The sequence below is a fragment of the Fundidesulfovibrio sp. YSD1 genome (genome assembly GCF_055397115.1).
Map to the genome: position 1 here is coordinate 1,306,920 of NZ_AP043666.1, position 14,710 is coordinate 1,321,629.

The window sequence follows — 14,710 nt, forward strand, 5'->3', positions numbered from 1 at the left end:
CATGACAAGCATTCAGAACCCCTACCTCCCCGAGATCGCCACCGTGGTGGAGACCTTCCCGGAAACCCCGGCCATCAAGACCTTCCGCGTCAGGCTGAACAACCCCGAGCGCATGGCCGCGTTCAGCTTCCAGCCCGGCCAGGTGGGGCAGCTCTCCATCTTCGGCGTGGGCGAATCCACCTTCGTGATCAACTCGCCGCCCACGCGCATGGACTACCTCCAGTTCACGGTGATGATGGCGGGCGAGGTGACCTCCCGGCTGCACTCGCTCTCGGCGGGCGACCAGATCGGCGTGCGCGCTCCCCTCGGCAACTGGTTCCCCTACGAGTCCATGAAGGGCAAGAACGTGGTCTTCGTGGGCGGCGGCATCGGCATGGCCCCGCTGCGCACGCTGCTGCTCTACATGCTGGACAACCGCGCCGACTACGGGGACATCTCCCTGCTCTACGGCGCGCGCAGCCCCGAGGACATGGCCTTCAAGTACGACCTGCCCGACTGGACCTCGCGCAAGGACATGAACACCGTGCTGACCATCGACCGCGAGGCCGAGGGCTGGGAGCACAAGGTGGGGCTCATCCCCAACGTGCTCCTGGAGATGAACCCGTCTCCGGAGAACACCGTTGCGGTGACCTGCGGGCCGCCGATCATGATCAAGTTCACGCTCCAGGCGCTGAAAAAGCTCGGCTTCGAGGATTCCGCCATCATCACCACCCTGGAGAAGCGCATGAAGTGCGGGGTGGGCATCTGCGGAAGGTGCAACATCGGCACGAAGTACGTCTGCGTGGACGGGCCGGTGTTCACCTACGAGCAGCTCAAGGAACTGCCCAACGAACTGTAGCCGATGACGGGCGGGGCGGAAACGTCCCGCCCGTTTCTTTTCGGCCCCGCGCCGCCGAGGGCCTGCCCTGCCGAAGCAGCGCGCCGCATTTGGCGCGTGCTCGCGCCTTTCCACGCTGTTGCCTGATGCTGCGGCGTTCCTGCCGCACGTCGGTCAACAGTCTCCCTGCATCCGCTTCGCGAGCGCGGCAACGCGAAATACCGGCACGGGGCCGTCCACGCCCTGTTTTCGGCTGCGTCAATCCGGCAAGATACATCCCAGGACATCTTTTCAGACCGTTGTGGTTAATTATGACCCGCCACAGCGGCAAATTTTTGCCGCCAAGAGTGGAAATTCTATTCTCAATCGGCGCAAGCACGCTGCTTTTTCTTTTTGAACTTGAAGGATTCGTTTCCCTCCTGTATCGTTCGGCCTGACTCGCCCGCTGTCGCCCGTACTCCCATACGTCGGCATTGCGGCCTTTCAAACGCGAGGAGAATCCTCCCCTGCCAGCCGCTGCGTTCCGCTTGAGCTTGACTTGCGGCCGTGCCCACTGCCGGCAACCGTGTCTCGTCTATAGTGGAGGTTCATCATGAGGCTGACTCTCAAGGCCGCTTTCCTTGCCCCCGTCCTCTTCGTGGTCACCGCCGGGCTTGCCGGGCTCGTCTGGCTGGGGGCCGGCGGCACGCGCGACTCCGCCGTGGCCATGCTCAGTTCCGACCTGCCCATCATCGCCCAGGTGCTGGTGCGCGACGTCTCCCAGTCCATGCTCCTGAAGACCGAGGCCCTGCGCACCTGGACGGACATCGCCGTGGTCAAGGCCACGGCCATCGGCGCATCCGACCAGGAGGGCTTCCAGAAGCGCATGAGCGTCACGGTGTCCGGCATGAAGAGCCTGGGCATCGACTACGTGAGCCTCTACAACCTGAAGGGCGACCTGGTCGGCTCGAGCCTGCCCGGGCCGGTGGCCAAGTCCAACATGGCCGACCGGGACTACTTCAAGGCCGTGGCCGGGGGCGGCAAGGACTTCTTCATCTCCAAGGCGCTCATGAGCCGCATATCCAACAAGCCCGTGCTGGTGGTGGCCGTGCCCGTGAAATCGGCTGAGGGCGCCCTCATCGGCGTGCTCACCGCGGCCATCGGGCTCGACTCGCTCACGGGCGAGATGTCCGAGACGCGCATCGGCTCCACCGGGCGCGTGCTCATCTACGAATCCAAGGACTCGGGGGGCAACGCCATCGCCCACCCGGACAAGGAGCAGCTGCTCAAGGCCGACTCCTCCAAGACCGCGTTCATGCAGCAGGCCCTGGCCGTGGGCGACTCGGCCCTGCTCACCACCGGGGAGGGCCGCCTGGCCGCCGTGCGCAAGGACTCCTTCACTGGCTGGACGTTCCTCGTCATGGCCCCCATGGAGGACATGCACGCCCAGGTGCGCAGCTCCATCAACATGCAGGCCCTGCTGGCGGCCGCCATCACCGTGGTGTTGACCCTGGCCATCTGGCTCCTGTCGGCCAAGGTGGTCACCGGGCCGCTCACGCGCTGCCTGGGCTTCGCCAAGTCCGTGGCCGGGGGCGACCTCGAGCGCAGGCTCGAGACCGAGACGAGCTGCGTGGAACTGCGCGAGCTCTCCGAAACCCTGGGCGGGATGGTGGCCACGCTCAAGGCCAACCTGGCCAGCATCGCTGACAAGGAGGCCCAGGCCCAGGCGGCCGCCACCCAGGCCAAGGAGGCCTTGCGCCAGGCCGAGGAAGCGGGCTGCAAGGCTGAGCGCTCCCGCCTGGAGGGGCTCATGGAGGCGGCTTCGCTGCTCGACGGCGTGGTGCTCGGCGTGAACGAGTCCTCCGGCAGCCTGACCCGCCAGATGGACGAGGCCGTGGGCGACGCCCAGCAACAGCAGGACCGCACCGCCCAGACCGCCACGGCCATGGAGCAGATGAACGCCACCATCCTCGAGGTGGCCAGGAGCGCGCAGTCTGCGGCCGGGCAGACCGGCACGGCCAGCGAGAAGGCCAAGGACGGGCGCAACCTGGTGGAGGAGGCCGTGAGGGCCATCTCCGGCGTGGACGAACTGGCGACGGAGCTCAAGCGGGCCATGGACGGCCTGGCCCAGCAGACCAAGGCCGTGGACCAGGTGATGACCACCATCTCCGACATCGCGGACCAGACCAACCTCCTGGCGCTGAACGCGGCCATCGAGGCCGCGCGCGCGGGCGAGCACGGCCGGGGTTTCGCCGTGGTGGCCGACGAGGTGCGCAAGCTCGCCGAGAAGACCATGACCGCCACCAAGGAAGTGGGCGCGACCATCACCGCCATCCAGGACGGCACCCTGGAGAACGTGCGCCGCGTGGAGCGCATGGCCGGGGCCGCCACCCAGGCCAGCGGCCTGGCCCGCACCTCCGGCGGGGCCCTGGCCGAGATCGTCTCCCTGGTGGAGACAGCCTCGGACCAGGTGCGCTCCATCGCCACTGCAAGCGAACAGCAGTCGGCGGCGAGCGAGCAGATCAACCGCTCCGTGGACGAGATCCGCGCCCTGGCCGGGCGCATCGCCGACGGCATGACCCGGGCCGAGGACATCCTGCGAGAGCTCGAGGGCCAGAGCGGCGCTCTGGAGCGCGTCATCGGCCAACTGCGCGGCGACGGCCTGGATACCGGGCTCCGGGAGCTGGGACCGGCCTGAGCGTGCTCAAGGAACTGATCGAATACCTGCTCACGCCCTGCCCGCCCGAGGCGCGCAGGCTGGGGCTCCTCAAGGAGGCCGTGGCCATCCGCGCCAGGCACGGCCGTTGCCGGGAAGCCTGGAGGCCGCACCTGGAGAACTGCCGCGCGGCGATCATCCGGGCCGCGACGTCCTGCCCCGGGCGGGACACGGCCCTGGTGCTGGGCTCCGGGGCGCTCCTGGACGTGCCCCTGGTCGAGCTCTCGCGCCTGTTCAAGGAAGTGGTCCTGGCCGACGTGGTGCACCCGCTGCCCGCCAGGCTGCGCGCCCTGCGCCTGCGCAACGTGCGCATGGTCACCGTGGACGTGAGCGGCGTCCTCGCAGGGGTGCTCGAGGCCCGCGCCGAGGGGCCGCCGCCGCGTCCCGCCCCGCCGGGAATCCTCGCGGGCCTGCGCCCGGACCTGACCGTCTCGGCCAACGTCCTCTCGCAACTGGCCCTGGCCCCGGCCGGGGCGCTGTGCGCGAGGGGGTTTTCCCCCGGCCTCGTCCGGGAATTCTCGCGGGCGGTCGTCCAGGCGCACATCGACTGGCTGCATTCCCTGCCCGGCACGTCGCTGCTCATCACGGACACGGCCTGGAAAACCGGCGGCGAGGTCCTCGACCCCCTGCTCGGGGCGACGCTCCCCGCCCCGGCCGAAGCGTGGCCCTGGAACATCGCGCCGCGCCCCGAAGCCTACCCGGACCGCGACGTGGTCCACGAGGTCGGGGCTTTTCTGCTCTCCGGCCGAAAGCGGACCTGACCGGGGAAGCGGCAACGCCTTGGCCGAAGAGGCCACCGGCCTGCCGCAAGCCTCTCCTCGGCCGGGCGAAGACAACGCGCCCATGCGCCAACCGCTCCGGGCTGTTTGTTTTTTTTCGTTCGGCCTTGTCAAACCGACCGCACCGCAATATTGTCCTGGATTGGGGGCCACCATGACGTACCGGCGATCCGACCACCAACCCGCTCCACCGGAGCCAGCCCAGGACGACGCTTCCGGCGCTCGTTACCGCGCCGTCTTCGAGCAGTCCGGACAGGGCATCGCCCTGATGGACTCGGATTTCCGCGTCACGGCCGCCAACCCCGCCTTCTGCTCCCTGCTCGGCTACGAGGAGGCCGAACTGACCGGTCAGGACTACCGCCGCCTCATCTGCCTCAAGGACCTCGAACGCCAGCCCTTCATGCTCAAGGAGGCCCTCTCGGGCGAGAACGTCTCGCTCTCGCGTGTGCTCAAGCGCAGGGACGGCTCCAAGGTGCACGTGGACGTGTCCATCAGGCGCATCTCGGAGGGCGAGGTGGTCATGGTCTTCTGGGACAAGACCGAAAGCCTCTCCCACGAGCACGCCCGGGCCCGGGAGCGCAAGCGCCTGCGCACGCTTCTGGACACCGTGCCCGGCCCGGTCTGGGCGCTTCGCGCGGACATGTCCCTGGCGGCCACAAACGCCGCCTACGACGCCATGACCGGGGGGACCCGCAGCTGCTTCTGCGAGCACGCGGAAAAGAGGAAGGGCGCCTGCCCGTGCTTCGAGTGCCCCACGCGCCTCGTGCACGAATCCGGCCTGGCCGAGCGGCGCGAATGCCACCTGCCGGACGGGCGCGTGTTCCTGATCAACGCCGTGCCCTTCCAGGGCGAGGACGGCGAGCCGCTCTCGCTGGGTCTGGCCGTGGACATCACGGCCCAGAAGACCCTGGAGGGCGAGTTGCTCGAGGCCCGCGCCACGGCCGAGGAGGCCACCCGGGCCAAGAGCGACTTCCTGGCCGCGGTCAGCCACGACATCCTCACCCCGCTCAACTCCGTGCTGGGCCACCTGCAGATCCTTCACGAGGGCCGCCTGGACCCGTCCCAGGCCGAATCCGTGGACATGGCCCTGGGCTCGGGGCGGCTTCTCACCAGGCTCATCGACGACCTCCTGGACGTCTCGCGCATGGAGTCTGGCAGCTTCAGCATCGCCAAGGAGGATTTCGACCTGCGCGACATCGCCCGGGCCGTGTCCTCGGTGCTCTCGGTCACGGCCCAGTCCAAGGGCCTGTCGCTTGAGTGCGGGGCCCCAAGGCTCGCAGCGCGCAGCGACCCGGCCAGGATCACCCAGATCGCGCTGAACCTGGCGGGCAACGCCGTGAAGTACACGGACCAGGGCTTCGTGCGCGTGAGCCTTGGCATCGAGGAAGCGACGCTCACGCTCACCGTGGAGGACTCGGGGCCCGGCATCCCCGAGGACAAGCGCGAGGCCGTGTTCGAATCCTACACCCAGCTTTCGCCCTCGGCACGCTCCTCCTCCGGGGGGGTGGGCCTGGGCCTGTCCATCGTCAAGCGCATGGTGGAGGCCATGGGCGGCAGGGTGTCGCTGGCGAGCGCCCCGGGAAGGGGCACGTCGGTCACCGTGCGCATCCCCGTGGAGCCGCCCAGCCTGGCCATCGAGGGCGAAGACGCGTCGCCCGCGCGGCGGCTTCGCGTGCTTGTGGCCGACGACGAGCGCGTGAACCAGATGGTCATCGTCAAGGCCCTGGCCAACCGGGGCCACGAGGCCCACGTGGCCGCCAACGGGCTCGAGGCCCTGGAGGCCCTCGCCCGCCAGCGCTTCGACCTGGTGCTCATGGACGTGCGCATGCCCGTGATGGACGGCCTGGAGGCCACCCGGGCCATCCGCGCCGGCGAGGCCGGAGAGGAGGCCCGCGGCGTTACCGTGGCCGCGCTCACGGCGCACGCCCAGGAGGACGGCGGCGACTGCTGCGCCGAGGCGGGCATGGACGCGCACCTGGGCAAGCCCCTGGAGCTCTCCGAGCTCGACCGCCTGCTTTCGCGCGTGGCGCGCAAGCGCGCCTGAGCTTTTTTCCCCTCCCCCGCCCACATAGCCCCATATGGGTTTACGCCCGTCCGCGTCCGGAGATAATCGCCCGCACCCTGGCAAGGAGCGCATGTGGCGAAATCATCGGCGAAACACGGCATGCCGGGCAGGACCCGCGTCGCCTTCGACGGCGGGCTCAACCTGGCCGACAACCCCGACTCCCTGGCTGACAACCAGCTCTCGGGCGTCATCAACATGTACTACGAGGACGCCCGCTCGGTGCTGTCCACCAGGCCGGGCCTGGTGTGCGCGGCCGGGCCGGTTCCCGACGGCTCGGGCATCCTCAGGCTGCACTGGTTCGAGCAGGGCGACTTAAGCGGCGTGCTGGTGGCCGCCACCTCGGGCGGCAACCTCTACCGGCTGGACGAATCGGGCGGCGAAGCCGCCTGGGAGCACATAACCGGGCTGGCCCAGCCGGGCCTCACCCCGTCCTTGGCCACGTTCCACGGCAGGCTCGTGATCGCGGACGGCGGCCCCTCGCTTCGCGCCTGGGACGGCCGGGAAGTGGCCGCGCTCGAGGGCTCGCCCTCGTCCACGGCCCTGGCCGAGATCGGCGGGCGCCTGGCCGCCAACTCCGCCTCCGACCTTGACGGCGTGGCCTTCTGCGGCCCCTGCGACGAGACGGACTGGGACATCGCCCAGGGCGGCGCGGCCTTCCTGCGCGCGGGCTACGGCGAAGGGCTCAGGGTCACCGGGTTCGGCGTGATCGGGCAGGACCTCATCGTGTTCAAGTCAGGCGACTCGGGCAAGCGCGTCATGCGCGTGCAGACCTCGGGGCCGCCCTCGGAGTGGAGCGTCTCGGAGCTCTCGCGCAACCTCACCGCGCACGGCGGCCACGCCGTGGAGTTCGTGGGCAACAACCTCTTCTTCGCGGGCCCCGGCGGCATCATGGACCTGGCCGGGGTGCAGCAGTACGGCGACATCCAGGTGGGCGGCGCGGGCAGGCCGGTGAACCCGGTCCTCGGGGGCAAGCACGTGGGCGAGCTGCGCTTTCTGCCCCGGTTCGCGGTGATGCTGGCCTTCATCCAGGGCGACAGCCGCGTGCTGGCCTTCCACCCGCACAACCAGGCCTGGACCGTGCTGGATTTCCAGGGCCTGTTCCTCGCAACGGCCTGCCAGGCGGGCGAGCGCGTGTTTCTGGCGGGCCAGAACGGCAGGCTCTACCGGCTGGGGCCCGGCGAATCGCGCGACGAGGTGGAAGACGGCGTGTTCGCGGACATCCGGGGCATGGCGCGCAGCCGGGTGTTCTCCGGAAACGGCGGGATGGTCCTGCGCAGGGCCCGCCTGAGCTTCGAGGCCGTGACCCCGGGTTCGGGCAGGCTCCAGGTGCTGGGCTCGGACCGGGTCAGCCCGGTGACGCTCCTCTCCTGGGACGCCAACCCGGGCCTGGGCAGGCTCTCGGACGCCTCCGGGCCGCTCGCCTCGGCCTCGCAGCCCCTGGGATCGCCCGCCGAGACGCAACGCACCAGCCAGGCGCGGTTCCGTGACAGCGCCATGTCCTTCCAGGTCACCACCTCAAGCGGCCGCGTCCGGCTCAGGCACTGCCTGGCCGAGATCTCCCACGCGGCCGGATAGAACAAAATCAAGGAGACCAGACCATGAGTTACCAAGGCCCGTCCACCTTCGGACTGTTCACCTCCCACGTCGTCGCCTCGCAGAACGGCGTGGACGCCTACAAGCCCGCCTCCTACCTGGACGACTCCCAGTGGTGGGGCAACAAGGCCAAGGCCCCGGCCTCCACGCAGTGGAACGCGCCGGAATACAAGGCCTATTCCTACGGCGCATCCTCCCAGCCCGCGCCCGAGTACAAGGGCCTCCAGGGCGGCGACTACGACCGCCTGGAGATGAGCCTGCGCTCCCCGGGGGAGCAGGCCGCGAAGAACGCCTACGAGTCGGCCCGGCGCGAGCTCGCGGACGTGTCCACGGCGCGCGGCATGTACGGCTCCAGCCAGTTCACCCGGCAGATGGACGGCCAGGCCAACCGGACCTACCTGGACGCGCTGACCTCCAATGCGGCCAACGCCGCCGCCCAGCGCTACCAGGCCCAGGCCCAGGACCAGCAGTTCGCCCAAGGGCAGCGCATGCAGGCCTGGCAGGCTGGCCTGGCCGACAACCAGCACCGCAACGAACTCTCCCAGCGCGAGAACGCCCAGGCCAACCAGTGGGCCTGGAACGCAAGCACGGCCGAGCGCGACTGGAGCGACCTGATGGCCACGCGCCAGGCGGACTTCGAGAATTCCCTGGCCCAGAGCCGCCAGGAGTGGGACATGCAGCGCCTGCAATGGGAGACCGCCCAGAACGACGCTGCCTGGGAGCGCATCTACGGCATCTGGGGCCATGTGGACCCGGAGATCGAGCGCTACGAAAAGAAGCTCCTCAAGGAGCAGGCCACCGCCTCGGACCAGGGTTCGGGCCTGGGCGGGCTGGTTTCCTCCGTGGGAGGCCTGGCCGGAGGCCTGGTGGGCATGCTCCCGGGGGCGGGGGCGTTCGGCGGGCTTCTTTCAGCCGGTTCGCGCCTGGCGGGCGGCTTCTTCTGAGCCTTGGGCGCGGGGAGCGGGCGGAATCGGCCCGCTCCCTTCCCAACCCCGCGATTTGACAGGCCCGTCCTGAACAATATACCTTGCACCGAACCAATTGGCCGCCAGGCATGAGTGTCAGCCGTAGGCGGCCATCCCTTTCACGAAGCCCTGTTTCCGGAGGCACCGATGGCGAGGCTCAGCGTCAAGAACCGCACCATTCTGCTGTTGTGCGCACTTTTGGCCCTCGCCGCCTCGGGCTGCGGGTTCAACAAGGTGCAGGTCACCGACCATCAATCCATCGAAGTCCCCGTGGGCAAACGCACGAAGAACCTGGGGCTCACGCGCATGATCGTGAAGGTGCCTCGCGGCTCGCACATCGGCAACATCTCCATGGGCGTGTTCTGCGCGCACTACGGCAGCGTGAACTGGCGGTCCGGGCGGTACGGCGTGAGCGACGACGAGCTCTCGGGCATCTTCTACGACGAGCTCAAGGGCAACGGCTACAACGTGGTCGGCAACCCCGACAACCTCTTCGAGAGCGACATGGGCAAGGCCGAATACCTCGTGGGCGCGCTCGTCACCGCCGTCACCAACGACATCTGCTATTCCCAGGCCGGTGGGGTTTTCGGCAACTGGAACAACGGCAAATCCTCCACCTCGCTGACCATGGAATGGCAGGTCTACGACGCGCGGGACAAGAAGATCCTGTACAAGAAGACCGTCACGGGCAGCGCCAACGTCGACTTCTCGGGGGGCAACCCCAACGAGAGCATCTATGCGGCCTTCCAGAACGCCATCAAGGCCCTGCTGTCGGACAAGAACTTCCTGGCCATTGTCTCCCTGGACCAGCCAGAAAAGGGCCCCCGGGACGACGCGGGAGCCGGGAAGGAGGCCATCTTCCTCGAACGGGTGGGGGGCAAGGGCGCTACCAGGTCCCTGGCGGACGTGAAGAAGAGCGTGGTCACGGTCCAGGCCGGGAGCGGCCACGGTTCGGGATTCGTGGTGTCCAGGGACGGGCTGGTGGTCACCAACCGGCACGTGGTGACGGATGGCGAGGATGTGCGCCTGGTCACGTCCGACGGCAGGAAGGTGGACGGGACCGTGCTCAGGCGCGACGCGAGCAGGGACGTGGCCCTGATTTCCGCCCCGGCCCTGAACCTGCCCCCGCTCGCGCTGCGGGAAAGGCCCCTGGAGGTCGGCGACGAGGTCTTCGCCGTGGGCTCGCCGCGGGACATCAACCTCGCCGGCACCGTGACCAAGGGCATCTTCAGCAGCGTCAGGGAGATGAGCGGCGAAACATGGCTGCAATCCGACGCCGCCATCAACCCCGGCAACAGCGGCGGCCCGCTGGTGGACAAGAGCGGAGCGGTGGCGGGCATCTCGACGCTTGCGCGCACGGACAGCAAGGGCATCTACTTTTTCGGGCCGATCCTGGACGCCCTGAATCGCCTCAACGTCATGGTGAAATGACGCCCGGGGGGCGCGCAGCCCTGGACCTGCGGGCAGTGTTGCGGGTAGGCTGTGTCCGCGCGCGGCCCTTAGCGCCCGCGCGCCATTTTTGCCGGAGGCAGCAAGATGCCCGACACCATCCGCGTGCTGGTCGTGGACGACGAGGACCGCTTCAGGGAAACCCTGTGCAGGCTTCTGGCCCTTCAGGGCATGAAGGCGGACTCCGCGCCGGGCGGGCGCGAGGCCGTGGAGATGCTCAAGGCCACGCCCTACGACGTGATCGTCCTGGACGTGAAGATGCCGGACATGCCGGGCAACGAGGCCCTGCCCGCGCTCAAGGCCGTCCGGCCCGAGACCGAGGTGCTGGTGCTCACGGGGCACGCGTCCATGGACATCGCCACCGAGATGATCTCCCGGGGCGCGGCGGACCTGCTGCTCAAGCCCTGCCCGCTGGACGAGCTGGCCGGGGCCATCCGCGCGGCCTGCGACCGGGCCAGGCTGGCCGGGCCCCGCTGACCGCCCCGTCCACGCCGGTACAGAACGGCGCGAAGCCGTTGCCGGGTCCAGGGTGAGGCACCCCCCCCTGGTGCGCCGGAGGCATCTTAAAACTCTTCCCTCTTCATCCTGCCTTTCCCTCTCCCCCCTCCCCGCTTCCCCTGAAATCCGCCAGCACCCTGGGGTCGAAGCAGTCGGCCCCGGCCAGGAAGCAGTCGGCCATCATGGCCACGCTCTGCTCGCTGACCATGAGCATGTCCGCCTGGCGGGTGAATTGCAGAAGCCTGCCCATGGTGGAGAGCATCTCCTCGATGACCTCGGGGCTGAACTTCTGGTAGCGCCCGGCAACCCTGTCCCCGGCGGCCTCCACGGCGAAGCCCAGGCGCTCGAGTATCAGCGCGATGGCCCGGGCGCGGCGCGAGCGCTTCACGTCGTCGGCGGCCCCGCCCTTGAAGGAGAAGGTGATGTAGTTCTTGTTCACGGTCTGGCCGCAGTAGCAGTCCAGCACGCCGTAGTGGTAGCCCACGCGGGAGCTGAAGTTCAGGTACTTGTCCGAGATCACGGCGTAGGACTTGTCCCCGAAGCGCTCGCTCCCGGCCTTGGGCTGGGCGATCATCTGTTCGCTCATCACCGAGAGGAACCCGCCCACGTTCACGGGTCTGGGGGCCATGCGCGAGGGGTCCAGCACGAGCCCGGAGAGAAGCGCCCTGAACGGCCGGGACACTATCTCCTCCGGCGTCACCCGGGCCTTGCCCCCGGCTTCGGGCGATATGCCGCCGCCAAGGTCTATGATGTGCAGGTCGAGCCCGGTGACGGCGTCCAGGCGCACGGCCATGCCGCTCTTGCCCGAGGCCAGGTCGCTTATGGTGAACATCTCGCCGTAGGACCACTCGTGCAGGAGCCTGGTCAGGTCGTGCAGGGTGCGGCAGCCGGAGGGCTTGAAGTCCGGGGCCTTGGGGTCGAGCAGGTTGAGCGGGGTCATGAGCGCGGCCACGCGCACGAGCATCTGGTGCACCGGGGTGCCGGTCATCATGGTGGCGCGCGGCGCGGCAGAGGCCAGCAGGGAGTTCACGCGGCCCCGGTAGACGCGCGCACACGCGGCGTCCACGGTGACCTCCTGTCCCTGGGGGAGGAGCCTCAGCGCGTCCTTGACGCCAAGCAGCGCTGGCACGGAGAACTCGCGCACCAGCGAGGCCATGTGCCCGGTGACGCTGCCGTGTTCCGTGACGATGGCCGAGGCCCGGCGCATGACCAGCATGAACTTGGGCGAGGAGTGCGCGGCCACGAGCACGCCGCCGTCCGGGAAGTTCTCCAGGTCGTCGCCGGTGCGCACATGGTGCGCGGGCCCGGCCCCGGCCCCGCCGCAGGCTGCCTGCCCGCCCTCGGCCAGCACCTCGAAGCCGGGCACGGGCGGCCCGGACCTGGCCTCGCAGCGCGTCAGGGCCGTGAGCTGGCGCGACTGGAGCACGGTGAAGCGGCCCTTCTCGTCCACGGCCCACTCCACGTCCTGGGGCTTGCCGTAGTGCTCCTCGAGCTTGAGCCCCCAGGAGGCCAGCTGGCGCGCCTGGCGGGGGGAGAGGCACGGCTCGCGACGGAGCTCCTCGGGCACCGGGGCCTCGGCCAGCCCGCCCGAGGCCAGGGCGGTCAGCATGCGCGTCTTTTCGGGCACCTGCGTGGAGACGATGTCCAGGCTCTCGCGGTCCACGAGGTAGGTGTCCGGGGTGATCACCCCGTCCACGGCGTAGGGCCCGAGCCCCCAGACGGCGTTGACGAGTATCCTGCCGGACGACGGGTCCGCGGGCTCGCGCGTGAACATCACGCCCGCCGCGCGGGCTTCGGCCATGAGGATGCAGGCCGCGCTCATGGCCACGGTCTCGCTGGGCACGCCCTTCAAGAGCCTGTAGGAGATGGCCCTGGGGGTGAACAGGCTCGCGGCCACGTACTTGTAGGACTCGGCCAGGCGGTCCGGGACCACGCCCAACATGGAGAGGTACTGCCCGGCGAAGGAGAGCTCGCCGTCCTCGCCGATGGCCGAGCTGCGCACGGCCAGGCGCAGCTCCCCGCGCGGCTTCCCGGCGGCCAGGGCCAGGCGGCCCAGGGCCTCGTCCAGGGACTGGGTGAGCTCTTCGGGCAGGGGCGTGCGCAGGATGGCGGCCTGGATGGCCTCGCTGGTCTCGCGCAGGGACACGGGGTCGGCCGGATCCAGGCGCAGGCGGATGCTGTCGATCTCCTCGCCCAGGCCCGTCGAATCGAAGAAGCGGCGAAACGCGGTGGTGGTCACCGTGAACCCGGCGGGCACGGGCAGGCCCACGCGGTTGGCCACCTCGCCCAGGTTGGCGCTCTTGCCGCCCACCTCGTCCACCATCCCGGCCGTGACCTCGGCCATGTCCAGGATCAGCGCGCCCTCGCCCGAGCTCCTGCGCTCGGCGAGCACGTCCTTGGCCTCGTCGCGCAGGCGCTCCACAAGCGCGGCGAGCTCGGGAAGGCGGCGGTTCGAAAGGCGCTCGAAACTCTGGACCATGCGCAGGGCGTGGAACACGGCACGGCTGGCGCGCGTCTTGATGAAGGACACGCCGAAGACCTCGCGGCCCTCGCGCATGACCTCGAGCTCGGAGAAGATCTTCAGAAGCTCGGTGTTCGACTCCAGCAGCGATTGGAAATGATTGTACTTCTGGCGGAATATCCCGGCCAGTTCCTCTTTGGATTCGCCCTTTGCGGCGCACGCCGGGAAAACAAGCGCCTTCAAGCCCGCCAAGATGGTTCCCATGTAGGCTCCGTTCAGGGTCTTCCGGCTGGGAGGGAACACCGCACAGGAAGACCCGCCCCCCTGGCAGGTCCCTTTTCCAACAAATCGGGCCGGACGTAAACAGCCGGGAGAAGAAACAGGGCTTGAGCCGCGACTATCGAGCCTTCCCCTCCAGTTCGCGCAGGGCGTCCCGGGCGATCCAGCGCGCGGCCTTGCCTTCCAGGCCAAGAAGCTCCCGGGCCGTGGCGATGGCCCGCTCGCGCAGCCCCGGGCTTCGCTTGCCGATCTGGCGCAGGGCCCAGTTCACGGCCTTCTTCACGAAGTTGCGCTCGTCGCGGGCCGCCTCGCGCACGAGTTCCAGGAGCGGCGCGAAATCCGCGTCCGGCGCGTCCTTGGCGTGCACGGCCAACTGGGCCATGAGCGAATACCCGGCGCGGCGCGCGAACTCGCCCGGGTGCGCGGCCCAGACCGCAGCGAGCTCCCAGGCGAAGGGCGTCTTGACCGCGAGCTTGTTGCAGAACTGGTCCGTCAGGTCCCAGGAATCAAGCTCCAGCACCATGGCCGAAAGTTCCTCCCGGGTGGCCTCGCGAGGGTTGAAGACCAGACAGGCCAGGATGCGCGCCTCGTGCACGCCGGTTTCCCAGAGCGCGCGGGCAACCCCGGAGTCGCGCCCGATCTCGCGCGCGAGCGGGCGCATGGAGGCCATGGAGACGCCCAGGGCCCGGGCGGTGTTGATGCCGAAACGGGCCATCCCGGCGCGGTCATGCTCGCTGCCCATGGCTTCGAGCCTGCCGAGCGCCCGGGCCGCCTGCGCGTGAGAATCCTGCGAATCCATGCCCATGCCTCCTCGCGGCCGCGTCAGGCCGCCTCCCCGCCCCTACCGCAAAGCGGGCACGGATTGAAGAGCCCGGCCCGGCCCGCGCGTGGTTTCCGGGCCGAAGCCCCGGCCATGCCTGGCCGCCTCCGGGGCAGCCCACCTTCGACGATCAGCCGCACGTCCTCCGGCCGCAGGCCGATGTCCGCGAGCAGATGCGGGCTCAGGTTCTGAAGCTGCCGCTCCAGTTCCCGGCGCGCCCGCGCCTCGCCGAGCCGGCGCCACATCCCCGCCGCAAGCCTTGCCAGTGCGCCCATTCCGCCCTCCTTGA

The 14,710-nt window shown here is 69.3% G+C and carries 11 protein-coding genes; 8 read left to right on the forward strand and 3 right to left on the reverse strand.

What is annotated here, in order from left to right:
• Position 1: 1 nt before the first annotated feature.
• The 8 genes from ACZ5V4_RS06130 (at position 2) to ACZ5V4_RS06165 (ending at position 10,840) form a co-directional block, all read left to right on the forward strand.
• Positions 2–838, forward strand: coding sequence for an FAD/NAD(P)-binding protein (locus ACZ5V4_RS06130; RefSeq protein WP_464317293.1), 837 nt, complete (start codon positions 2–4; stop codon positions 836–838).
• 571 nt (positions 839–1,409) lie between these two features.
• Complete coding sequence (locus ACZ5V4_RS06135; protein ID WP_464317294.1) at positions 1,410–3,494, forward strand: methyl-accepting chemotaxis protein; 2,085 nt, start codon at positions 1,410–1,412, stop codon at positions 3,492–3,494.
• Between the two features lie 2 nt (positions 3,495–3,496).
• Positions 3,497–4,273 (forward strand): hypothetical protein, encoded by a 777-nt coding sequence (locus ACZ5V4_RS06140; RefSeq protein WP_464317295.1) that lies wholly within the window; start codon positions 3,497–3,499, stop codon positions 4,271–4,273.
• 172 nt (positions 4,274–4,445) lie between these two features.
• On the forward strand, positions 4,446–6,335 hold the full coding sequence (locus tag ACZ5V4_RS06145) for an ATP-binding protein (RefSeq protein ID WP_464317296.1): 1,890 nt from the start codon (positions 4,446–4,448) through the stop codon (positions 6,333–6,335).
• A 93-nt stretch (positions 6,336–6,428) separates the two neighbouring features.
• A complete protein-coding gene (locus ACZ5V4_RS06150) occupies positions 6,429–7,931 on the forward strand; it encodes a hypothetical protein (protein ID WP_464317297.1) in 1,503 nt (500 codons plus the stop codon).
• Positions 7,932–7,954: 23 nt separating this feature from the next.
• Positions 7,955–8,893: a hypothetical protein gene (locus ACZ5V4_RS06155; RefSeq protein WP_464317298.1), complete on the forward strand. Its 939-nt coding sequence runs from the start codon at positions 7,955–7,957 to the stop codon at positions 8,891–8,893.
• Positions 8,894–9,061: 168 nt separating this feature from the next.
• Positions 9,062–10,345: a S1C family serine protease gene (locus ACZ5V4_RS06160; RefSeq protein WP_464317299.1), complete on the forward strand. Its 1,284-nt coding sequence runs from the start codon at positions 9,062–9,064 to the stop codon at positions 10,343–10,345.
• 105 nt (positions 10,346–10,450) lie between these two features.
• Entirely contained in the window at positions 10,451–10,840 is a 390-nt protein-coding gene (locus tag ACZ5V4_RS06165) for a response regulator (RefSeq protein WP_464317300.1), read from the forward strand.
• A 103-nt stretch (positions 10,841–10,943) separates the two neighbouring features.
• On the opposite strand, the gene ACZ5V4_RS06170 is transcribed toward ACZ5V4_RS06165, so the two are convergent.
• The 3 genes from ACZ5V4_RS06170 to ACZ5V4_RS06180 all read right to left on the reverse strand — a co-directional run bounded on the left by ACZ5V4_RS06170 (position 10,944) and on the right by ACZ5V4_RS06180 (position 14,696).
• The gene (locus ACZ5V4_RS06170; protein WP_464317301.1) at positions 10,944–13,586 is read right to left on the reverse strand and encodes a PEP/pyruvate-binding domain-containing protein; all 2,643 of its coding nucleotides are present in this window, start codon (positions 13,584–13,586) and stop codon (positions 10,944–10,946) included.
• A gap of 133 nt (positions 13,587–13,719) precedes the next feature.
• Positions 13,720–14,400 carry a DNA alkylation repair protein gene (locus ACZ5V4_RS06175; protein ID WP_464317302.1) on the reverse strand — a complete coding sequence of 227 codons (681 nt, stop codon included), beginning with the start codon at positions 14,398–14,400 and terminating at the stop codon, positions 13,720–13,722.
• A gap of 23 nt (positions 14,401–14,423) precedes the next feature.
• A complete protein-coding gene (locus ACZ5V4_RS06180) occupies positions 14,424–14,696 on the reverse strand; it encodes a DUF1127 domain-containing protein (protein ID WP_464317303.1) in 273 nt (90 codons plus the stop codon).
• Between the last annotated feature and the right edge of the window lie 14 nt (positions 14,697–14,710).

Excerpts from the sequence above, each read along its gene's own strand:
- ACZ5V4_RS06130 (WP_464317293.1), top strand. The coding sequence starts at position 2 with ATGACAAGCATTCAGAACCCCTACCTCCCCGAGATCGCCACCGTGGTG.
- ACZ5V4_RS06135 (WP_464317294.1), top strand. The coding sequence starts at position 1,410 with ATGAGGCTGACTCTCAAGGCCGCTTTCCTTGCCCCCGTCCTCTTCGTG.
- ACZ5V4_RS06145 (WP_464317296.1), top strand. The coding sequence starts at position 4,446 with ATGACGTACCGGCGATCCGACCACCAACCCGCTCCACCGGAGCCAGCC.
- ACZ5V4_RS06155 (WP_464317298.1), top strand. The coding sequence starts at position 7,955 with ATGAGTTACCAAGGCCCGTCCACCTTCGGACTGTTCACCTCCCACGTC.
- ACZ5V4_RS06160 (WP_464317299.1), top strand. The coding sequence starts at position 9,062 with ATGGCGAGGCTCAGCGTCAAGAACCGCACCATTCTGCTGTTGTGCGCA.
- ACZ5V4_RS06165 (WP_464317300.1), top strand. The coding sequence starts at position 10,451 with ATGCCCGACACCATCCGCGTGCTGGTCGTGGACGACGAGGACCGCTTC.
- ACZ5V4_RS06170 (WP_464317301.1), bottom strand. The coding sequence starts at position 13,586 with ATGGGAACCATCTTGGCGGGCTTGAAGGCGCTTGTTTTCCCGGCGTGC.
- ACZ5V4_RS06175 (WP_464317302.1), bottom strand. The coding sequence starts at position 14,400 with ATGGATTCGCAGGATTCTCACGCGCAGGCGGCCCGGGCGCTCGGCAGG.
- ACZ5V4_RS06180 (WP_464317303.1), bottom strand. The coding sequence starts at position 14,696 with ATGGGCGCACTGGCAAGGCTTGCGGCGGGGATGTGGCGCCGGCTCGGC.